The sequence below is a fragment of the Nocardia pseudobrasiliensis NBRC 108224 genome (assembly GCF_001613105.1).
Taxonomy (GTDB): Bacteria; Actinomycetota; Actinomycetes; order Mycobacteriales; family Mycobacteriaceae; genus Nocardia; species Nocardia pseudobrasiliensis.
In genome coordinates, this window is the sequence record NZ_BDBS01000010.1 from 59489 (window position 1) to 78270 (window position 18782).

Annotated in this window: 19 protein-coding genes; 11 read left to right on the forward strand and 8 right to left on the reverse strand. The window is 68.4% G+C overall.

The window, feature by feature from the left end; translation table 11 throughout:
* Positions 1–4 precede the first annotated feature (4 nt).
* A complete protein-coding gene (locus tag NP4_RS11295; protein WP_067996170.1) occupies positions 5–739 on the reverse strand; it encodes a GntR family transcriptional regulator in 735 nt (244 codons plus the stop codon).
* A 108-nt stretch (positions 740–847) separates the two neighbouring features.
* Between NP4_RS11295 and NP4_RS11300 the strand changes: the two genes are divergently transcribed.
* Positions 848–1102 (forward strand): hypothetical protein, encoded by a 255-nt coding sequence (locus tag NP4_RS11300; protein ID WP_067996174.1) that lies wholly within the window; start codon positions 848–850, stop codon positions 1100–1102.
* Here NP4_RS11300 and NP4_RS11305 read toward each other — a convergent pair.
* The 3 genes from NP4_RS11305 to NP4_RS11315 all read right to left on the reverse strand — a co-directional run bounded on the left by NP4_RS11305 (position 1092) and on the right by NP4_RS11315 (position 3684).
* Entirely contained in the window at positions 1092–1862 is a 771-nt protein-coding gene (locus NP4_RS11305; RefSeq protein ID WP_067996178.1) for an alpha/beta fold hydrolase, read from the reverse strand. The two genes, NP4_RS11300 and NP4_RS11305, sit on opposite strands and share 11 nt — an antisense overlap.
* 40 nt (positions 1863–1902) lie before the next feature.
* On the reverse strand, positions 1903–2610 hold the full coding sequence (locus NP4_RS11310; RefSeq protein WP_067996181.1) for an alpha/beta fold hydrolase: 708 nt from the start codon (positions 2608–2610) through the stop codon (positions 1903–1905).
* A 63-nt stretch (positions 2611–2673) separates the two neighbouring features.
* Positions 2674–3684, reverse strand: coding sequence for a GlxA family transcriptional regulator (locus NP4_RS11315; RefSeq protein WP_067996774.1), 1011 nt, complete (start codon positions 3682–3684; stop codon positions 2674–2676).
* 79 nt (positions 3685–3763) lie between these two features.
* Here NP4_RS11315 and NP4_RS11320 point away from each other — a divergent pair, with 79 nt between their 5' ends.
* From NP4_RS11320 to NP4_RS11345, 6 genes are all read left to right on the forward strand, one after another.
* On the forward strand, positions 3764–4360 hold the full coding sequence (locus NP4_RS11320) for a TetR/AcrR family transcriptional regulator (RefSeq protein ID WP_082875767.1): 597 nt from the start codon (positions 3764–3766) through the stop codon (positions 4358–4360).
* A 114-nt stretch (positions 4361–4474) separates the two neighbouring features.
* Positions 4475–5437, forward strand: coding sequence for an alpha/beta hydrolase (locus NP4_RS11325; protein WP_067996185.1), 963 nt, complete (start codon positions 4475–4477; stop codon positions 5435–5437).
* A 59-nt stretch (positions 5438–5496) separates the two neighbouring features.
* A complete protein-coding gene (locus tag NP4_RS11330) occupies positions 5497–5949 on the forward strand; it encodes a flavodoxin family protein (protein ID WP_067996188.1) in 453 nt (150 codons plus the stop codon).
* A 160-nt stretch (positions 5950–6109) separates the two neighbouring features.
* On the forward strand, positions 6110–6787 hold the full coding sequence (locus NP4_RS11335; protein ID WP_067996190.1) for a response regulator transcription factor: 678 nt from the start codon (positions 6110–6112) through the stop codon (positions 6785–6787).
* A gap of 151 nt (positions 6788–6938) precedes the next feature.
* The gene (locus NP4_RS11340; protein WP_245998019.1) at positions 6939–8123 is read left to right on the forward strand and encodes a sensor histidine kinase; all 1185 of its coding nucleotides are present in this window, start codon (positions 6939–6941) and stop codon (positions 8121–8123) included.
* A complete protein-coding gene (locus tag NP4_RS11345) occupies positions 8110–9150 on the forward strand; it encodes a DUF8320 family protein (RefSeq protein ID WP_067996780.1) in 1041 nt (346 codons plus the stop codon). The genes NP4_RS11340 and NP4_RS11345 overlap by 14 nt, the downstream gene beginning before the upstream one ends.
* Here the strand turns inward: NP4_RS11345 and NP4_RS11350 are convergent.
* Positions 9147–9599 carry a hypothetical protein gene (locus NP4_RS11350; RefSeq protein WP_062505453.1) on the reverse strand — a complete coding sequence of 151 codons (453 nt, stop codon included), beginning with the start codon at positions 9597–9599 and terminating at the stop codon, positions 9147–9149. The two genes, NP4_RS11345 and NP4_RS11350, sit on opposite strands and share 4 nt — an antisense overlap.
* A 111-nt stretch (positions 9600–9710) precedes the next feature.
* Here NP4_RS11350 and dapA point away from each other — a divergent pair, with 111 nt between their 5' ends.
* The 3 genes from dapA to NP4_RS11365 all read left to right on the forward strand — a co-directional run bounded on the left by dapA (position 9711) and on the right by NP4_RS11365 (position 13559).
* On the forward strand, positions 9711–10619 hold the full coding sequence (dapA, locus tag NP4_RS11355) for a 4-hydroxy-tetrahydrodipicolinate synthase (RefSeq protein WP_067996197.1): 909 nt from the start codon (positions 9711–9713) through the stop codon (positions 10617–10619).
* Positions 10616–12673, forward strand: a complete 2058-nt coding sequence (locus NP4_RS11360) for a ribonuclease J (RefSeq protein WP_114755728.1) — start codon at positions 10616–10618, stop codon at positions 12671–12673. The genes dapA and NP4_RS11360 overlap by 4 nt, the downstream gene beginning before the upstream one ends.
* Before the next feature lie 262 nt (positions 12674–12935).
* Positions 12936–13559 (forward strand): TIGR03085 family metal-binding protein, encoded by a 624-nt coding sequence (locus NP4_RS11365; RefSeq protein WP_067996201.1) that lies wholly within the window; start codon positions 12936–12938, stop codon positions 13557–13559.
* On the opposite strand, the gene NP4_RS11370 is transcribed toward NP4_RS11365, so the two are convergent.
* Positions 13556–14350: an SAM-dependent methyltransferase gene (locus tag NP4_RS11370; protein ID WP_067996786.1), complete on the reverse strand. Its 795-nt coding sequence runs from the start codon at positions 14348–14350 to the stop codon at positions 13556–13558. The genes NP4_RS11365 and NP4_RS11370 overlap by 4 nt on opposite strands.
* 294 nt (positions 14351–14644) lie before the next feature.
* Here NP4_RS11370 and NP4_RS11375 point away from each other — a divergent pair, with 294 nt between their 5' ends.
* Positions 14645–17257 carry an FtsK/SpoIIIE family DNA translocase gene (locus NP4_RS11375; protein ID WP_067996203.1) on the forward strand — a complete coding sequence of 871 codons (2613 nt, stop codon included), beginning with the start codon at positions 14645–14647 and terminating at the stop codon, positions 17255–17257.
* Between the two features lie 3 nt (positions 17258–17260).
* Here the strand turns inward: NP4_RS11375 and NP4_RS11380 are convergent, their stop codons facing one another.
* Together NP4_RS11380 and NP4_RS11385 are read right to left on the reverse strand one after the other, a co-directional pair.
* On the reverse strand, positions 17261–17959 hold the full coding sequence (locus NP4_RS11380; protein WP_067996206.1) for a cupin domain-containing protein: 699 nt from the start codon (positions 17957–17959) through the stop codon (positions 17261–17263).
* Positions 17960–18050: 91 nt separating this feature from the next.
* Entirely contained in the window at positions 18051–18758 is a 708-nt protein-coding gene (locus NP4_RS11385) for a cupin domain-containing protein (protein ID WP_067996208.1), read from the reverse strand.
* Positions 18759–18782 lie beyond the last annotated feature (24 nt).

The window sequence follows — 18782 nt, forward strand, 5'->3', positions numbered from 1 at the left end:
CAAACTATATATCTTTGCCGTCGCCGGACTCGGCAAATAGTCCCGTATCGGTCGGTAGCCCTTCGACCACTGTATTCAACCGAGCGTGATGCTGCTCTGTGGCCTTCAGCAACTCGGTGGCATCGCCGGTGAGGAAGGCCGCGAGCTGACGGCTGTGGTCGGCGTGCAGTACCGCCCGCTCGGCGGCGCTCACATGGACCATGGGCTGTACGGGTTCGGTGATGTTCCAGGCGTATTCGAGCATGTGCACCAGCCGGGCCATGCCCGACGGGCGGGTCAGCGCCAGGTGGAAGGTGCGGGTCTCGCGGTGGTAGGCGGCCGGATCGTCGTCGAGGACCGCGCGCTCGAGCCGGGCGTGCGATTCGGTCGCGATGCGGTGATCCTCGGGCCCCGCGCGGTCCACGGCCGCGGCCAGCGCCGCCGACTCCAGCCGCTCGCGCACCACATACAGCTCGCGCAGCTCGCTCGCGGTGAGCCGGGTGACGGTGTATCCGAAATTGGGGCGGTGTTCGACCAGGCCCTCACCGATCAGGGTCTGCAGCGATTCACGCACCGGAATCGCGCTCACATCGAACCGCTGGGCGAATTCCCGCAGCGGCAGCCCGGTGCCGGGTGGCAGATTGCCCGCCAGGATCAGCCGCCGCAGTTCGGCGAGGATCTCCTGCTGCGAATAGCCGCGCCGCGCGTCCTGCGGCGGGGTGAGATCGGGCAGCCTGGGCAGGCGTGGTCGGGGAGGCACGCTCGTACCGTAATACCTGCCCGGCGCGGGCCGCCGAAAGCAACGTCGCAGGAATTGGGGGCGGGGCGGGATGCTTATGACCCGGGTTCGGGCGACGATCATCGAGGCATGATCATTCGCAAATTCGCCGCAGCCGGATTGCTGTGTGCCACATCCCTTCTCGTTGTCGCCCCGATGGCGCAGGCGGATTCCGGCAGCTCCTCGCTCAGCGGCCCCTCGTCACTGAGCGGTCGGATCAACCTGGGCTGCCTCATCGCGCGCCTGGCGACCCTGTCGGGTGAGCCGCCGATGGGCGCGGACTGCTTCCCGCCGCCCGTCGGCGGTATCGACGCGCCCCTCGCGGGCGAACTCGCTATCGGCTGACCTCGGCGAGGAAGTCGGCCACCGCGCTGGTGAGCTCCGGGGCCGCGAGCGCGGAGAAGTGATCGCCCGGTATCGGTACGCGGCGGCCGCGCGGCAGGGCGGCCGCGAGGGCGTCGGCGGAGGCGGCGTACGGATCGTGGTCGCCGACGAGAATCAGTGCGGGAATATCGATCCGGCGTAGTTCGGCCTCGGTGGTCGCGACGACCGAATCGGGAATGTGGCGCAGCGCCCGCGGATCGGCTCCGGTCCGGGTGGTCCAATACGCCAGATCCGCCTCCTGCGAACCGGATTCGAGGGCGCGGCCCTCGGCCATCGCGGTGAAGGTCCGACGGTAGATATCGTTGCGGTCGCTCCCGCGCGTGATCGAGTCCAGCCCCTGACCGCCCACGATCACCCGCGCGGGGCGGGCGCCGTGGACCACCATGCGCAGGACCATGCGCCCGCCCAGGGAGTAGCCGCCCAGGTCGTAGTCGTCGAGGCCCAGATGTTCGATCAGCGCCAGTCCGTCCTCGGCCAGGACGTCGGGCGGATAGGCCCGGGCGTCGTCCGGGTGCGCGCTGTCGCCGTGTCCGCGCAGGTCCGGCATGATCACCCGGTAGCCCTTCTCGGCCAGGGCGGTCGCGGGGCCGAATCGCACCCACTGGGCGCCATTGCCGACGATGCCGTGCAACAGCACCAGTGGCCTACCGATGCCCAGCTCTCGATACGCCAGTTCCACGCCGTCCCGGCCGTGGAATCGCTGCGTCGACGCGTTGATCATGTTGACCAGTATGGCCTTTCGCGCCCGCCCCGGCAGGGTGCTAACGCTGCGCGGCGCGTGCGACGAGTTCGGCCACCTCGGCGGGCCGGGAGACCGAGACCGCGTGCGAGGCGGCGATTTCCACCGTCTCGGCATTCGCGCGCTCGGCCATGAAGCGCTGGGCCTCGACGGGAATGTTCCTGTCGTCGGAGGTCAGCAGCGCGTAGGACGGGACGGTCCGCCAAGCCGCGGCTGCGGCGGGCTGCTGCAGGGCGGACAGGGCCACCGGGCGCTGGGTGACAGCCATGAGCTCGGCGGCCGCGGCGTCGACGTCGGCGGCGAACTGCGCGGGGAATTCGTCCTGACGGATATAGAGTTCGGTGCCCGAACCGCCCTCGGGCAGCGGGTAGTTCGCCGGACGGGTGGTCGGCCCGAGGGTCGAGCCGGGGAACTTGTCGGTCAGCTCGAGGGCGCTCTCACCCTCGGCCGGAATGAAGGCCGCGATGTAGACCAGCGCCGTGACATTCGACTTGCCCTGGGCCGCAACGGTGATCACGCTGCCGCCGTAGGAGTGCCCGGCCAGGACGACCGGCCCGTCGACGCTGTCGAGGACCGAGGCGATGTAGGCGGCGTCACTGTCCAAGCCGCGCAGCGGATTCGCGGCGGCGAGTACGGAGTGGCCCTGGGCGCGCAGGCGTTCGGCCACGCCGTTCCAGCTGGAGGAGTCGGCGAACGCGCCGTGGACGAGGACGATGGTGGGATTCGGCATGAACCCAGTCTCGGCGGACGCGGCCGGTTCGCGCCCCGCTCGGCGGGCCGTGAATCCCCCCGATCAGGACGCGGCCTCGGCCTCGTACATCGAGTCGACGGTGAGCGCGGAGCGGAATCGCTGCTGATATTTGCGCGGCGAGATGCCCAGGCGGGCAATGAATGCGCGGCGCAGCGCCTCACTGCTGCCGTATCCGGCGGTCATCGCGGCCGCGGTGACGGTATGCCCGGCGTGCAGGAGATCGCGGGCCACCCCGAATCGGATGTAGGCCACGTATTCGGCCGGGGATTTCTCCAGTTCGGAGCGGAACAGCCGGGTCAGATGCCGCACGCTGACCCGGGCGTGCGCGGCCAATGTCTGCACGGTGTGCGGATGGGCCGGATCGGCGCAGATCGCGTCGACCGCCGCGCGCACCACCGAACTGCGCGGCGCGGGACCGCTCAGCGAGGCCGAGAACTGCGACTGCCCGCCCGCGCGCTGCATGTAGACCACCAGCGATTGCGCCACCCGGCGCGCGACATCCGCGCCGTGATCCTCCTCGACCAGCGCCAGGGCGAGATCCACGCCCGCGACCACACCGGCCGAGCTGTACAGATTCCCGTCCCGCACGAAGATCGCGTCCGGATCCACCGCGACGGCCGGAAACCGGTGCGCCAGATCGCGGGTGAACTTCCAGTGCGTCGTCGCGCGCCTACCGTCGAACAGTCCGAGTTCGGCGAGGACGAACGTGCCGCTGCAGATGGTCGCCAATCGCCGTGTGCTCCAGGACAATCGGCGCGCGGCGGCGAGTACGTCGGGAGTGACGAAGCGCGCGGGCGGCAGTTCGCTGCCGGGGATCACGACCGTATCGAACCGGCCCGCCTCCGAGACCGCGCAGCTCACCTCGATCCGCGCGCCGATCGAGGTCTGCACATCCTTGCCGTCGGCGGAGATCAGCACCACGTCGTAACACGGAACCGACTGATTCGCCTCGATGAACACCTCGGCCGGACCGGTGAAATCGAGCATCTTCACGCCGTCGAAGACCAGGATCCCGATCCGTCGGCGAGGCGGGTCGGCGAAGGTGGGGGACATGTCCACCAGTATTATGGAGGCATGACTCCAGAACAAGCGATGTGCCGGAGATCGCAAACTCGATTGGTACGGTGACCACATGGGACGGCCGCGACAGTTCGACGAATCGAGCCTGCTCGATGCCGCCACGGATTTGTTCTGGTCCAAGGGCTTCGACAGCACCTCGGTCGAGGACGTATCGCGCGCGACCGGCGTCGGCAACGGCAGCATCTACGCCGCCTACGGCAGTAAGCGCGGCCTGTTCCTGGCGGCCTTCGAGCGGTACTGCGAGCGCCGGGCCCGATTCGTGCGTGAGGCGGTGCTCGGCGCGCCTGGTTCGGCGCGGGCCGCGGTGCGCGCCCTGCTGCTCGCGGTCGCCGCGGACTGCGCCGCGCATCCGGATCGACGGGGTTGTCTGATGCTCAACAGCATCGCGCATCTGGGCTCCCGCATACCCGAGGTCACCACGATCGGAGCCCGCACCACCGCGGCGATGGAGGACGGGGTGGCCCAGCGGCTGCGCGCGGCCGCCGACGGGGCGATCGGGGAGGTCGAACTGTCGGCGCTGAGCGCGCAGATCGTGGTGGTCGCGCAGGGGCTGATCCAGTTGAGCCGCATGGGAATTCCCGCCGAACGCCTGGAGCGGATCGCCGAGGTGTCCAGCGCGAATCTGCCGCGGGCCTGGGCCGACCGCTGAGTGTCCCGTATTCAGCGAATCCTGGCCGTCACAGCGGTGTCGAATCCCCGCCCGCGCGCCCACACTCGAATCGATGCGCCGTCCGCGCATTTCGATTCGAGGGAAGGTAGGACCATGGCAGGCAACCCGCGGGGTATTTCGTTGGAACCGGCCGCTCAGGCGTTCGTGGACGCGACGTCGGAACCGCCGTTCCTGTACCAGCTTTCGCCGGAGGAGGGCCGCAAGGCGGTCGACGGGGTGCAGGACAGCCCCATCTTCAAACCGGAGATCGATGAGGAGTGGATCACCGTCGAGGGCGGCCCGACGGGTTCGGTGCGGGCGCGCATCGTGAAGCCGCAGGGCGTCGAGGGGCCGCTGCCGGTCGTGATCTATACCCACGGCGCGGGCTGGGTGTTCGGCGATGCGCACACCCACGACCGGCTGGTGCGCGATCTGGCGGTCGGGGTCGACGCCGCGGTGGTGTTCCCCGAATACGACCGCTCGCCCGATGTGCACTATCCCGTGGCCAACGAGCAGTCCTACCGGGTGGCGCAGTGGGTGAGCGCCGAGGGCGGCGAAAAGGGTTTGGACACTTCGCGGATCGCGATCGCGGGCGATTCGGTCGGCGGGAATATGGCCATCGCCCTGACCCTCATGGCCAAGGAGCGCGGCGATGTGACCTTCCGCCAGCAGGTGCTGTTCTATCCGGTCACCGACGCCAATTTCGACACCGGCTCCTACACGGAATTCGCCGAGGGCTATTTCTTGACGCGCGAGGGGATGCGCTGGTTCTGGGATCAGTACACGACCAGTGCGTCCGACCGCGCCGAGATCACCGCGTCCCCGCTGCGCGCGAGCGTCGAACAGCTCGCGGGTCTGCCGCCCGCCCTGGTGATCACCGGCGAGGCCGATGTGCTGCGCGACGAGGGCGAGGCCTACGCCGCCAAACTCCGCGCGGCCGGGGTGCCGGTCACCGCGGTGCGCTACGGCGGTATCGTGCATGATTTCGTGATGCTGAACGCCCTGCACGACACCGAGGCCGCCAAGGCCGCGGTGGCACAGGCGGTTTCGGTACTGAGCCGGGCCCTGCACGGCTGATCGCGGCCGTCCGGACCGGACAGTTTTCCGACGCCGCGCGCAAGGCTAGGCTCGAACCCATGGCACGGTTGCTGATCGTTCACCACACTCCGTCTCCGTATCTACAGGAAATGTTCGAGGCGGTGCTGTCGGGAGCGACGGATCCGGAGATCGAGGGCGTCGAGGTGGTACGGCGCGCGGCGTTGGCGGTCACCGCGAGCGATGTGCTGGAGGCCGATGGATATCTGCTGGGCACCCCCGCGAATCTGGGATATATGTCGGGGGCGCTCAAACACGCATTCGATACTTTCTATTACCCATGTCTGGATTCGACGCGGGGGCGGCCGTACGGTTTCTACCTCCACGGCAACCAGGGCACCGAGGGCGCGGAACGCGCGATCGAAACCATTACCACCGGGCTGGGCTGGCAGCGTGCGGCCGCACCGGTGATCGTGAACGGAACACCGGACAAACGGGTGCGTGAGCGATGCTGGGAACTCGGCGGAACGATTGCGGCGCAATTGATGGGATAGCAAAAATCCCGCCGAACACTGTCCCCCGATTTCTGGTGGCTGACAAATCCGCACCCGTCCCCGGCATACTCGACAGACAGGTATGCTCCGGGATCTGCCTGCGCGCGGCCGGAATCGGAGCGCGAGGGTTCGCGGGACTTTGGGAAGAGGTGACTGCGCCGTGGAGGCGACACAGCAGGGGACGTCGAGACCGGCCCGGATCGGGCTCGTCGAGGACCATGAGTCCGTCGCGCTCGGCCTGGCCACCATGCTGGCCGCCGAGTCCGACCTCGAGCTGATCATCACCGCCGGAACCGTGGGCGAATTGCTTTCGGCCGCACCGGAGTTGGATCTGGTGGTGCTCGATCTTCGATTGGCCGACGGATCCAACCCCGAAGACAATGTCCGCGCGCTGCGCGAGCGCGGCCTGGAGGTGCTGGTGTTCACCGGCGCCGACAATCCGTTCCTGGTGCGTCAGGCCGCGCGGGCCGGTGTGCTGGGCGTGGTGCGCAAATCCGAGGACGTGCAGACCGTGGTCTCGGCCGTGCGTGCGGCCGCCTCGGGTGAACAGGTGGTGACCACCGACTGGGCCGCCGCGATCGATAGCGACCCGCAGCTGTCCGACGTGGGCCTGAGCCCGCGTCAGCAGGAAGTGCTCACGCTCTACGCCTCTGGTGAGAAGGCGTCGCGGGTGGCGCGGTTGACCGGCCTGTCCGAGCAGACCGTCAATGATTACCTGGGCCGGATCCGGCAGAAGTACGCCGACGCCGGACGGCCCGCCCCCACCAAGACCGACCTGTACAAACGGGCGGTCGAGGATGGGTGGCTACCGGTGCCCGAGCGCACCCCACGCGTATGAGTGAGTGCGCGATGGGTACGGCCGACTTGGCAGTGCCACGTGAGGCGCTGCCATGATCACCGCCGGCGCCTTGGAGACTCCGCTGTCCCGGTCGGGACTGCTACCTCGTGTGACGGCATGGTGGCGAGGTCGGTCTACGGTGGAGCAGGATATGAGCGCGGTGGCGTTCGACCGCATCATCCGACGGCTCGGGCTGTCGGTGGGTATCGGCGGCGTGATCATGGGGTTGGTGGATCTGCCCGAGATCACCGCCCAGGGCGAGCAGGCGGCGGCCTGGTGGACGCCCGCCGCGGTCGCGCTGATGTTCGGCATGTTCCCGGTCCTCGCCGCGGTCTCGATCGCGGCCGCGACCCGCTGGATCCGTGTGGTCGCCGGATTCACCGCGCTGAGTTACCTTGCGGCCCTTGCGACTACGCCGTTCGCATTGCATATGCACACCATCGACGCGACCGCGGTCTGGCTGTACCGGATGGTGCCGCTGGGTGTGGTGGCCGCGGCCATGGCGTGGTCACGGCGCGCGTCGATCGGCTATCTCGTGGTCAGTTCGGCCGCGGCGGCGTTCACCAATATCTTTCTGCTCGAGGATTTCACCGCGGCCTCGGCGCTGGCCGCGTTCGCGCGCAGCTTCGGTCTGTCCGCCCTGTTCCTGTGGTGTGCGACCTGCACGCTGACCGCGGCCGCGCATGTGGACCGCGAATCCGCGATCGCCAGTCGCCGGGCCGCCGCGGCGGCGGCCGCGGCGGCGCGCGATCACGAACGCGCCCGGTTCGCGGCGCTCATCCACGACGCGGTGCTGTCCACGCTGCTGGACGCCTCGCGCGGCGGTGAGAGTTCCGAGGTGCTGCGCCGCCAGGCCGAGCGCACTCTCGAACAGCTCGACGAGATCCGCGTGGAGGCCCACGAACCCGATGTCCTCGACGCCCGCGCCTCGGTCATCTTCCTGAGATCGGCCGTGCACGAGATCAATCCGGGCGTTCGCTTCGCCACCCGCACCTGGCCCGGCTTCGACGATCTGCGCATGCCCGTACACGTCGCGGCCACCCTCGCGGCCGCGCTGGGCGAGGCGGTCCGCAACAGCCTGCGGCACGCCGCGGTGCCCGGCCGGCCGGTGCATCGCACGGTCACCTGCACCATCAGCGCGGGCAGTATCCGGCTCGTATTCACCGACGACGGCGTGGGATTCGACGTGCGGCAGGTCTCGGCCGATCGGCTCGGCATCTCGGTCAGCATTCTGGGCCGGATGCGGCAGCTGTCCGGCGGGGCCGGATTCGTCGAATCGCAGCCGGGCGACGGCACCACGGTGACCCTGGTCTGGGGTGGCGATGGCTCACACTGATCCGATCTCGGATGTCGACTCCCGCTTCGGCTTTCGCGATCTACTCGGCCTGCGCGGCGGGATGGCGTGGCTGTTCCTGGTCATCCTGGAACTGACGATCGTGCTCTACATGCTCGGCAATCTGGCCACCGCGCCGCCCGCCGCGGCGCTGACCGGACTCGCCGTGCTCGCGACCGCCGGGGCGCTGGTGCTGGTCGTACCGATCGATCCGCTGCCGGTGACGGTGACCGCATTCGTCACCGCCTCCGCACCGGTCGCTTCCGCGCTGACCATGACGACTCTCGAGGGTGACCACACGCATCACATGCTGTGGACCAACTTCGCATCGTCGTATGTGCTCGCGGTACTCGTGCTGCGCGGTCGGATGGGCTGGGCCTGGCTGGGTGTGGCCGGGGTGGCCGGGGTGATCGCGATCTGGGGAGCGCGTACGGGCCAATCGGTTGGCACGATCGTGGCGCCCATCGTTCCGGTCGGTGCGGTCGTGGCCATTTCGGTGTTCGCCCTGATCATGCGTCCGACCCAGCAGTCGCTGCGGCGACTGCGCGAGGAGGCGACGATTCGCGCGGCCGCCGAGGCCACCATGGCCGCCGCCGACGGGGAACGCATTCGTCAGCTGGCCCGGCTGGACCGGGTCGCGCGGCCGATTCTCGAACGCATCGCCGACGGGGCCGCGCTGACGGTCTCCGAACGCGAGGAATGTCGACTGCTCGAGGCCGAACTGCGTGACGGTCTGCGCGCGCCGCAGTTGGTCACCGATGAACTCAGCGGCGCGGCGCGCGGCGCGCGTGCGCGCGGGGTCGAGGTGGTCCTGCTCGACGACGGCGGTTTCGCGGGGGTGCCGCCGTGGGTGCGCCAGCGCGTGATCGATGCCGCCACACGGGAATTGGACGCCGCCAACACCGGTTCGGTGACCGTGCGGGTGCTGCCCCTCGGGCGGCGCGTCCTGGCGACCGTACTGGCCCACGCGCCCGATCACGACCGTCGCACCGAGATCGACACCAACGGCGACGTCACGGTGTCGGATTAGGGCGTATCGCAGCGGCCCGCCCCGCCGCGGCGCATCTGATCGCGCAGCGCGCCCTGGACCGCGGTGGACAGCCAGGAGTTGAGCGACTGCCCGCTCTGGGCGGCCGCCTCCTCGGCGCGCGATTTGATGTTCTCCACCAGGCGCAGCGTGACGCGGCTGATATCGCCGGTCATCTCCTCGAAGGTCGGATTGTGATGTTCCTCGGATGCGTTGGGGCGCACATCGACTCGGGCGTCGGTGCCGTCCACCGAGACATGGACGGTCCGATCGCCGAGCGTGGCGCTGATCTCGGCGGCCAGCTCCGACAGCGCGGCCAGCAGGGTGAGCCGGGCGGCGTTCTCGGTCGCCGCGGCGAGGGCGGCCGCGGTGGCCTGGGTCTTCTCATCGCCGAGCGCGGCGGCGGCGACCAGGTCGTCGCGGAGGCGAGTCGTATAGGCGTTCAAATCCATGACATCAGCGTGACGTCATCGACGACATCACGCAAGCGGCAATATGACACCATCGGCATAAGGCCGACAACGGTTCAACGGCCGATCGCCGACCGGGTAGCCTTTCTGACCATGACGTACGGTGAATCGACGCGAACAGGGCTGCGCGCGTCCGGCACGGTCGGTGTCGCGATGGTGACTCCCTTTACCGCCGAGGGCAAGCTCGATGTCGACACCGGCGTCGCCTTGGCCACGAATCTGGTCGACCGGGGCGTCGATCTGCTGGCGATCTCCGGGACGACCGGCGAATCGCCCACGACCACCGAATCGGAGAAGTTCGACCTGCTGCACGCGGTGGTCGAGGCCGTGGGTTCGCGCGCGACCGTCATCGCGGGCGCCGGAACCTACGACACCGCCCACAGCATCGAGCTGGCCCGCAACGCGCAGCGCGCGGGCGCGCACGGCCTGCTCGTGGTCACTCCGTACTATTCGCGTCCGTCGCAGGAGGGTCTGGTCGCGCACTTCACCGCGGTGGCCGACGCCACCGATCTGCCGGTCACCCTCTACGACATTCCGCCGCGCTCGGTCGTGCCGATCGCGCCGGAGACGCTGCGCCGGCTGGCCGAACATCCGCGCATCGTCGCGGTCAAGGACGCCAAGGGCGATCTGGGCGCGGGCGCGGAGATCATCGCCGAGACCGGTTTGCAGTACTACTCCGGTGACGATGTGCTGAACCTGCCCTGGCTGTCGGTCGGCGCGGTCGGATTCATCAGCGTCATCGGTCACCTCGTGCCCGAGCGCATGGTCGCGCTGCGCGAGGCCTATCTGGCGGGCGATGTCACCCGCGCCCGCGACATCAACGCCTCGATGCTGCCGCTGATGCGCGCGATGGCCCGGGTCGGCGGCGTCTCGCTGACCAAGGGCGCGCTGCGCGCGCTCGGCTTCGAGGTGGGCGCGCCGCGACTGCCGCAGCTGCTGCCCGATGCCGAACAATTGCTTGCGATCGTGGACGACCTGGAAGCGGCCGGAGTGATCGCATGACCGAACCTATGAGTAATGATCCAGTGAACAATCGACGTGTCCGTAGACGAGCCGCGAGCCGCGCCGCCGGCGCACCCGAGGCCGTCCCGCCGATCGAGGTGACCGAACAGGCCAGGGTGGTCGCGCAGCAGGCCAAGGAGGCCGCGCGGCAGGCCGAACAGGCCGCGCAGGAGGCCGAACGGCCTGTGCGCGAGGTCGAGCGCGAGCAGGAGCAGCGCAGCCGATCCCGTCGCGAACCCGAACGTCCTGTCGCGCAGTCGGATTCGGGTCGCAATGACCGCAACGACCGTAACGACCGCAACCGGCGCGGACGCGGCGGCCGTCAGAACGGCCGCGGCCGCTCCGACTCGCAGGTCGACCAGCCGGTGGCCGCCGATCCGCACGCCATGGGCCTGCCGCCCGCGCTGCCGCGCAACGGCCTGCGGGTATTCGCCCTCGGCGGTATCGGCGAGATCGGCCGCAACATGACGGTTTTCGAATTCGACGGCAAGTTGCTGATCATCGACTGCGGTGTGCTGTTCCCGGAGGATCAGCAGCCCGGCGTCGATCTGATCCTGCCCGACTTCCGGGCCATCGAGGATCGGATGGACGAGGTCGCGGCGGTCGTGCTGACCCACGGCCACGAGGACCATATCGGCGCGGTGCCGTTCCTGCTGCGCCATCGCCCCGACATTCCGGTGGTGGGTTCGAGGTTCACCCTCGCGCTGGTGGCCGCCAAATGCCGTGAACATCGCCTGCAGCCCAAGCTGATCGAGGTGTCGGAGGGGGAGAAGACTACCCACGGCCCGTTCGAATGCGAGTACTTCGCGGTCAACCACTCGATTCCGGACGCCATCGCGGTGGCCGTGCGCACCCCGGCCGGTCTGGTGCTGCACACCGGTGACATCAAACTCGATCAGCTGCCGCTCGACGGCCGCCTCACCGACCTGGCCGGATTCTCCCGGCTGGGCGATGAGGGCGTCGATCTGTTCCTGGTCGACTCGACCAATGCCGAGGTGCCGGGTTTCGTCACGCCCGAGCGCGAGATCGGGCCGGTGCTCGACAATGTCATCGGCAAGGCCAAGGGCCGGGTCATCGTGGCCTCGTTCGCCAGTCACGTGCATCGCATCCAGCAGGTGGTGGACGTGGCCGAGCGCTACGGCCGCCGGGTCTGCTTCGTGGGCCGCTCGATGGTTCGCAATATGCAGATCGCGCAGGATCTGGGCTATCTGAACCTGCCCGACGGGCTGGTGGTCGATCTCGATCAGGCCGCCAATCTGCCGGTGCACAAGCTGGTGCTGATCTCGACCGGTTCGCAGGGTGAGCCGCTGTCGGCGCTGTCGCGGATGGCGCGCGGCGACCATCGTCAGATCAATATTCGGGCCGACGATCTCGTGGTGCTGGCCTCCTCGCTGATTCCCGGTAACGAGAACGCGGTCTTCGCGGTCGTGAACGGCCTAGCCCGGCTCGGCGCCACCGTGGTGACCCAGCAGAGCGCGAAAGTCCATGTCTCCGGCCATGCCTCGGCCGGTGAGCTGCTGTACCTGTACAACGCGGTGCGGCCCACCAATGCCATGCCGGTGCACGGCGAATGGCGGCATCTGCGCGCCAACGCGGCGCTCGCGGTCGCCACGGGTGTGCCCGAGGATCGCGTGGTGTTGGCCGAGGACGGCGTGGTGGTCGACCTGGTCGACGGCATCGCCTCGATCGTCGGACGCTTCCCGGTCGGCCAGGTCTACGTCGACGGCCTGTCGGTCGGCGATGTCGGCGAGTCCACCCTGTCGGACCGCTTGATCCTCGGCGAGGGCGGTTTCATCGCCATCACCGTCGCCGTCGACGCCTCCACCGGTAAGGCCGTCAGCGCACCGGAGGTCTCCGGCCGCGGCTTCTCCGACGACCCGGACGCCCTGGTCCAAGCCCAAGAACTGGTAGAGGCCGAACTCATGCGCCTGGCCAGCGAGGGCGTCACCGACACCCACCGCATCGCCCAGGGCGTCCGCCGAGTAGTCGGCCGCTGGGTAGCCGACGTCTATCGCCGCCGCCCAATGATCGTCCCAACCGTCCTCGGGGTGTAGGACTGACCGTCTCGCTGGCCCGGCGAAGCCTCTCGGTTTCGCCGGCCTGGCGACGCGCCTCATTCCTCGGCCGGGCGCAGCCTTCCGATTTCCTGGCGGGCGACGCCTTTCATTTCCTGGCCCGGCGACGCCTTCCTGATTTCCTGGCCCGGCGTTGCCGCCCGTTTCCTGGCCCGGCGTTGCCGCCCGTTTCCTGGCCCGGCGTTGCCTTCCCATTTCCCTGGCCCGGCGAAGCCGGGCCAGGGTCGGTTACGCTCGGGTAATGAGTATGGCCCAGCGGGAACGCAGCGCCCTCGTGGTGACCATGACCGCGGCCGGTCCGGACGCCCACACCCTGTGTGGGACCTGGACCGTGCGCGATCTGGCCGCCCATCTGGTGGTGCGTGAGCGTCGTCCCGACGCCTCACCCGGCATCCTGCTGAAACCGTTTGCGGGATATACCGAATCGGTGCAGGCCTCCACCGCGCGCAAGCCGTTCGCCGATCTGCTCGAGCAGATTCGCACCGGTCCGCCGTGGTGGTCGCCGCTGCGCCCGGTCGACGCGGTCGCCAATCTGGCCGAGATGTACGTCCATCACGAGGATGTGCGTCGTGGTCAGCCCGGTTGGGAGCCGCGGGAATTGAGCGCCGATGACGAGGGGCGGCTGTGGAGTCTGGTGCGGCGCATGGCCAAGATGGCCTATCGCAAATCGCCGGTGAGCGTGGTGCTGGCGACGCCGGACGGCAGGCGCGTCACCGCCCATAACGTCGGCGGTGACGCGGTGGTGCTGACCGGTCAGCCCTCGGAGCTGCTGTTACACGCGTTCGGGCGCAACGAGGTTCGCGTCGAGACCTCGGGTTCGGACGAGGATGTGCGGGCGGTGTTCGCCGCCGATCGCAGCGTCTAGGGTTTGGCGGCCAGGCCCGAGACGATCAGCTGCTCCCACGAGCTGATCTCGCGCGGTCCACCCGATTCGGGCCGCCACTGCGAGCACGGCACCAACCCGGGCGCCAGCAGTTCCAGGCCGGTGAACAGTTTGGTGATCTCCGAATCGCTACGCCAGCGGCCGCGACCCCAGGTGCCCTGTAACTTCTGCTCGGTGGCCCGGGTCTCCTTGTTGTAGCCGGAACGGAAGTGCGAGATGTAGACCCGGCTGCCGGGCGCGAGGCGGTCCACCCAGAACCGCATCACCCCGTACGGATCCTCGTCATCGTTGATGAACCCGAGTACGGCGCTGAACAGCAGCCCGACCGGCCGGTCGAAGTCCAGCAGCCCCTGCGCGTCGGCATTGTCGTAGATCGACTCCGGCTCGCGCACATCGGCCTGGATCACGACGGTCCGGTCGTCGGTGGCCAGCGTCGCCTGCCCGTGCATGACCACGATCGGGTCATTGTCGACATAGACCACCCTCGATTCGGGATCCTCCCGCTGCGCGATCTGATGCACATTGTCGACGGTCGGTAGGCCGCAACCGAAGTCGATGATCTGCCGCACTCCGTCGCGGGCGATCTCGCGCACGGCCCGCTCCACGGCCCGCCGGGCGCTCGTCGCGATCCGCACGGACCCGGGCAGGGCGTCCATGAAGTACTGCCCGATCTCCTGATCGACCGCATAGTAATCATGATCCCCGAGCAGATAGCTGTAGGTCCTGGCGATGCTCGGTTTCGCCTGACCAGCCCTGACGTCCTCGTCATTCATCGGAACCGCACCAACGTGGGGATGGGACATGCAAGTACATCGTAGGAGCCGAACCCCCGTTGCGATGCCGTCGCGCGAATTTCGCTGAAGTAAAGGGGAAATGGGGCGTGTCGCGGTCGGTTCCCGCCTGCCAGGCCCCCAACCCTCCCACTCGTCTGGACGACCGACTCCCCAGTTCCCGCCGTCCTTTCTCCAGTTCCCCGGCGGCGAAGCCGACGGGGATCACAACCGTGAGGACCCTGGTGTGGGTGTTGCGGATGGTCTGGATGGGGCGGTTGCGGCTAGCCTGAGGGCATGGCAGGTAAGTCCCGGGGCACCACGACGTCGAGTTCGCGGGCGGGATCGGCCCGGGGGCGGACGCCGGCGAAGGCGGCGAAGGGCCGGGCCGGTGGGACTCGGGCGCGGTCGACGACCGCGCGCGGGCGGACCACTCCGGCGCGTCGGCCCGCCCCGCGGCGGCGGTCGAATACCGCGCCGCTGGCCGTATTCGGTCGGGGGATCGGTAACAGCTGGAATATGCTCGCGCGCGGCGTCGGCGCGACCACCCGGACGCTGAGCCGCGCGGGTGAGATCGAGCACGGCCATCGCCGCGACGGGATCGCGCTGGTACTCATCGCATTCAGCGTGGTCATCGCGGCGGCGGTCTGGTTGTCGGCGGGTGGGCCGATCGGGCACGCGGTCGATACCGCGGTGCGGTGGATCTCCGGATCCGCCTCGGCCGCACTGCCCTTCGTCGCGGCCGCCATCGCCGTGGTCCTCATGCGCACCGAACCGCATCCGGAGATCCGGCCCCGGCTGGTCCTGGGCGGACTGCTGCTGGGCCTGCCCGCGCTGGGCCTGTGGCATATCGCCGCGGGCGCACCGACCGGCCAGCACGACCGCGCCCACGCCGCGGGTTTCGTCGGCTACGTCGTCGGCGGCCCGCTGCGCGACGGCCTGACCTCCTGGCTCGCGGTGCCACTGCTGTTGCTCACGATGATGTTCGGCCTGCTGCTGGTCACCGGCACCACCGTCCGCGAGGTCCCCGAGCGATTACGCCACCTGTTCGGCACGGGGACCGGCGGCGACGAATACGACTCCTACGACGGGCAATACGGCCTCTACGACCCCGAGAACTACGACGAGGACGGCTTCCCGAAGCACCGCTCCAGCGTCCGCAAACGCGCCCGCAGCCCGCAGGACAACTACCCGACCGACGAATTCGGCGGCTCCGATTCGGTGACCGAGGTGATCGGCGAACCTCCTCTGCGCGACGCCAAGGAGATCATCACCCCCGAGTCGGAACCCGAAAAGCCCGCCCCCAAGCCCAAACCCAAGAAGGCCCCGCCCAAGGTCGTCGACCACACCCCCGACCCGCCGGCCCCGCAGCAGCTCGAATTCGTCGCCGAACGCGAGGTCGAGGGCGAATACCACCTGCCCCCGCTGTCACTGCTCATCGACGGCGAGGCCCCCAAGAAGCGCAGCGCCGCCAACGAATCGATGATCGAGGCGATCACCGAGGTGCTGGTGCAGTTCAAGATCGACGCCGCGGTCACCGGCTTCGTGCGCGGCCCGACGGTCACCCGCTACGAGGTCGAACTGGGCCCCGGCGTGAAGGTCGAGAAGATCACCGCCCTGGCCCGCAATATCGCCTATGCCGTCGCGACCGAGAACGTCCGGCTGCTGGCCCCGATCCCGGGCAAATCCGCCGTCGGCATCGAGGTGCCCAATGCCGATCGCGAAATGGTCCGCCTCGCCGATGTGCTCAAGGCCCCCTCCACCCGAAACGATCACCACCCCTTGGTGATCGGCCTCGGCAAGAACATCGAGGGCGATTTCGTCTGCGCCAATCTGGCGAAGATGCCGCATCTGCTGGTGGCCGGTTCCACCGGTTCGGGTAAATCGAGTTTCGTCAACTCGATGTTGGTCTCGCTGCTGCAGCGCGCCACGCCCGAAGAGGTCCGGATGATCCTCATCGACCCCAAGATGGTGGAACTCACCCCCTACGAGGGCATTCCGCACCTGATCACGCCCATCATCACCCAGCCCAAGAAGGCCGCCGCCGCGCTGGCCTGGCTGGTCGAGGAGATGGAGCAGCGCTATCAGGACATGCAGGCCAGCAAGGTCCGCCACATCGACGACTTCAACAAGAAGGTGAAGTCGGGCCAGATCACCACCCCCCTGGGCAGTGAGCGGGTCTATCGCCCCTACCCGTACATCCTCGCCATCGTCGACGAGCTCGCCGATCTGATGATGACCGCCCCGCGCGATGTCGAGGACGCGATCGTGCGCATCACCCAGAAGGCCCGCGCCGCGGGCATTCACCTGGTGCTGGCCACCCAGCGCCCGTCGGTCGACGTGGTCACCGGTCTGATCAAGACCAATGTCCCGTCCCGGCTGGCCTTCGCGACCTCCTCGCTGACCGACTCGCGCGTCATCCTGGATCAGCCGGGCGCGGAGAAGCTGATCGGCATGGGTGACGGCCTGTTCCTGCCGATGGGAGCCTCCAAACCGACCCGCCTGCAGGGCGCGTTCATCTCCGACGAGGAGATCGCGCGTGTGGTCGACTTCACCAAGACCCAGGCCGAACCGGACTACCAGGACGGCGTCACCGCCGCCAAGGCGGGCGAGACCAAGGACATCGATCCCGATATCGGCGACGATCTGGATCTGCTGCTGCAGGCTGTCGAACTGGTGGTCACCTCGCAATTCGGTTCGACCTCGATGCTGCAGCGCAAACTGCGCGTCGGCTTCGCCAAGGCCGGACGGCTCATGGACCTGATGGAGACGCGCGGAATCGTCGGTCCGAGTGAGGGTTCCAAGGCCCGCGACGTTCTGGTGAAACCGGATGAGCTGTCGGGGGTGCTGTATTCGATTCGCGGCGGCGGGGGAGAGGATTCGCCCGCCGGGGACGAGGAAGCGATCTAGCGCCTATCCCTTGCGCCCGATCACGATCGGCTTGATCTCGGTCGGGATGCTCGAGAACGCCGACTCCGGCACCCCGAAGGCCGCGGCGAGCACATCGCGCGGCATGGCGTTGAGCGAGGCGACGATGCCGATGTCGTCATAGGGTTCGCCCGCGCTGGAGTTGAAGATGACCAGTACGTCCAGACCGGCGTCGGTGCGGGCGTTTTCGAAGTAGTGCAGATGCCCCTGCGGTGCGAAGACCAGATCGCCCTGTTCGGCCTCGAAGACGGTGTTGTGATAGGCGCCGTCGGGGTGGGTGCCCAGGATCGACCATTTCGCCCTGCCGGAGATGACGAAATTCAACTCCCACGCCGTCGGATGCCAGTGCGGTTCCCGGAATCCGCCCACCTCGAGGTGCACGAAGTAGACCGATCCGCGCTGTCCGCGCAGAATCGGGAACGTATTCTCGTTGGCCCCCTGCAGATATCCGCCGGGGTAGGTCGTCCGGTCGGCGCCGGTGAGCTTGAAATGATGCAGGGCCTGATCCAGGCGCAGCTCCGCATCGCCCTCACCCGGCATCGGCGCGGGTTCGGCCGAATTCGCTTTGGCGCCGATCAATCCGCCGCCGACGGCCGCGGCGGCCACCGCCGCCCCGCCCAGTACGAGTCGGCGATCGATTCCTTTGGCGTTCTGGTCCGGGTGCTGCGTCGAATCCTCCGGCATCGGGCGGCCCTTTCTCTGCGCCGGGATTTTCATCGGCCGACAACAGCGAGAGCGTACCGCCGCGACACCGCCGCACGCGGTAGGCGAGGGCCTACCGGCGGTGCCCGATCACTATCGGTTTGACCTCCTTCGGGATTGCGGCGAGCACCGACTCCGGCACGCCGAGCGCGGCGGCCAGCACATCGCGCGGCATGGCGTTCACCGCCGCCACGAGGCCGATGTCGTCATAGGGTTCGATCGCGCTGGAATTGAAGAACACCAGCACCTCCAAAGGGGCGTCGGTGCGGTCGTTTTCGAAGTAGTGCAGATGTCCCTGCGGTGCGAAGACCAGATCGCCCGGCTCCGCCACGAAGGTCATATTGTTGTAGGTGCCATCCGGATGTGTTCCCAACGAGGTCCACTTCGCCCGGCCGGAGATGACGAAGTTCAACTCCCAGGCGGTCGGATGCCAATGCGGTTCGCGATAGCCGCCTACCTCCAGGCGCACGAAATACACCGAGCCGTGCTGTCCACGCAGAATCGGGAAGCTCTGCTCATCGGCCCCCTGCAGATAACCGCCCGCGAAGTTCTTTCTCGGGGAGGCGGTCAGTTTGAACAGGTGGTCGGCCTGGTTGAGATGGGTCGCCAGATCGCTCTCCGACGGTAGCGGCGCGGAGGCGGCCGAACTGGCCGTGGCGCCGATCAGTCCGCCGCTGACCGCCGCCGCGGCGGCCGCGCCGATCAATCCACCGCCGAACAGCAGGCGGCGATCAATACCCTTGTCGCCCTCGTCTTCCGAGGGCGTCGAATTATCGGTCATCGGTCTACGGTCTTTCTCTTCATC

What these genes read in the sequence shown, in the direction of transcription:
- NP4_RS11300 (WP_067996174.1), top strand. Translation starts at nt 848, where the DNA reads ATGATCATTCGCAAATTCGCCGCAGCCGGATTGCTGTGTGCCACATCC.
- NP4_RS11305 (WP_067996178.1), bottom strand. Translation starts at nt 1,862, where the DNA reads ATGATCAACGCGTCGACGCAGCGATTCCACGGCCGGGACGGCGTGGAA.
- NP4_RS11310 (WP_067996181.1), bottom strand. Translation starts at nt 2,610, where the DNA reads ATGCCGAATCCCACCATCGTCCTCGTCCACGGCGCGTTCGCCGACTCC.
- NP4_RS11315 (WP_067996774.1), bottom strand. Translation starts at nt 3,684, where the DNA reads ATGTCCCCCACCTTCGCCGACCCGCCTCGCCGACGGATCGGGATCCTG.
- NP4_RS11320 (WP_082875767.1), top strand. Translation starts at nt 3,764, where the DNA reads ATGGGACGGCCGCGACAGTTCGACGAATCGAGCCTGCTCGATGCCGCC.
- NP4_RS11325 (WP_067996185.1), top strand. Translation starts at nt 4,475, where the DNA reads ATGGCAGGCAACCCGCGGGGTATTTCGTTGGAACCGGCCGCTCAGGCG.
- NP4_RS11330 (WP_067996188.1), top strand. Translation starts at nt 5,497, where the DNA reads ATGGCACGGTTGCTGATCGTTCACCACACTCCGTCTCCGTATCTACAG.
- NP4_RS11340 (WP_245998019.1), top strand. Translation starts at nt 6,939, where the DNA reads ATGAGCGCGGTGGCGTTCGACCGCATCATCCGACGGCTCGGGCTGTCG.
- NP4_RS11345 (WP_067996780.1), top strand. Translation starts at nt 8,110, where the DNA reads ATGGCTCACACTGATCCGATCTCGGATGTCGACTCCCGCTTCGGCTTT.
- NP4_RS11350 (WP_062505453.1), bottom strand. Translation starts at nt 9,599, where the DNA reads ATGGATTTGAACGCCTATACGACTCGCCTCCGCGACGACCTGGTCGCC.
- dapA (WP_067996197.1), top strand. Translation starts at nt 9,711, where the DNA reads ATGACGTACGGTGAATCGACGCGAACAGGGCTGCGCGCGTCCGGCACG.
- NP4_RS11360 (WP_114755728.1), top strand. Translation starts at nt 10,616, where the DNA reads ATGACCGAACCTATGAGTAATGATCCAGTGAACAATCGACGTGTCCGT.
- NP4_RS11365 (WP_067996201.1), top strand. Translation starts at nt 12,936, where the DNA reads ATGAGTATGGCCCAGCGGGAACGCAGCGCCCTCGTGGTGACCATGACC.
- NP4_RS11370 (WP_067996786.1), bottom strand. Translation starts at nt 14,350, where the DNA reads ATGAATGACGAGGACGTCAGGGCTGGTCAGGCGAAACCGAGCATCGCC.
- NP4_RS11375 (WP_067996203.1), top strand. Translation starts at nt 14,645, where the DNA reads ATGGCAGGTAAGTCCCGGGGCACCACGACGTCGAGTTCGCGGGCGGGA.
- NP4_RS11380 (WP_067996206.1), bottom strand. Translation starts at nt 17,959, where the DNA reads ATGCCGGAGGATTCGACGCAGCACCCGGACCAGAACGCCAAAGGAATC.
- NP4_RS11385 (WP_067996208.1), bottom strand. Translation starts at nt 18,758, where the DNA reads ATGACCGATAATTCGACGCCCTCGGAAGACGAGGGCGACAAGGGTATT.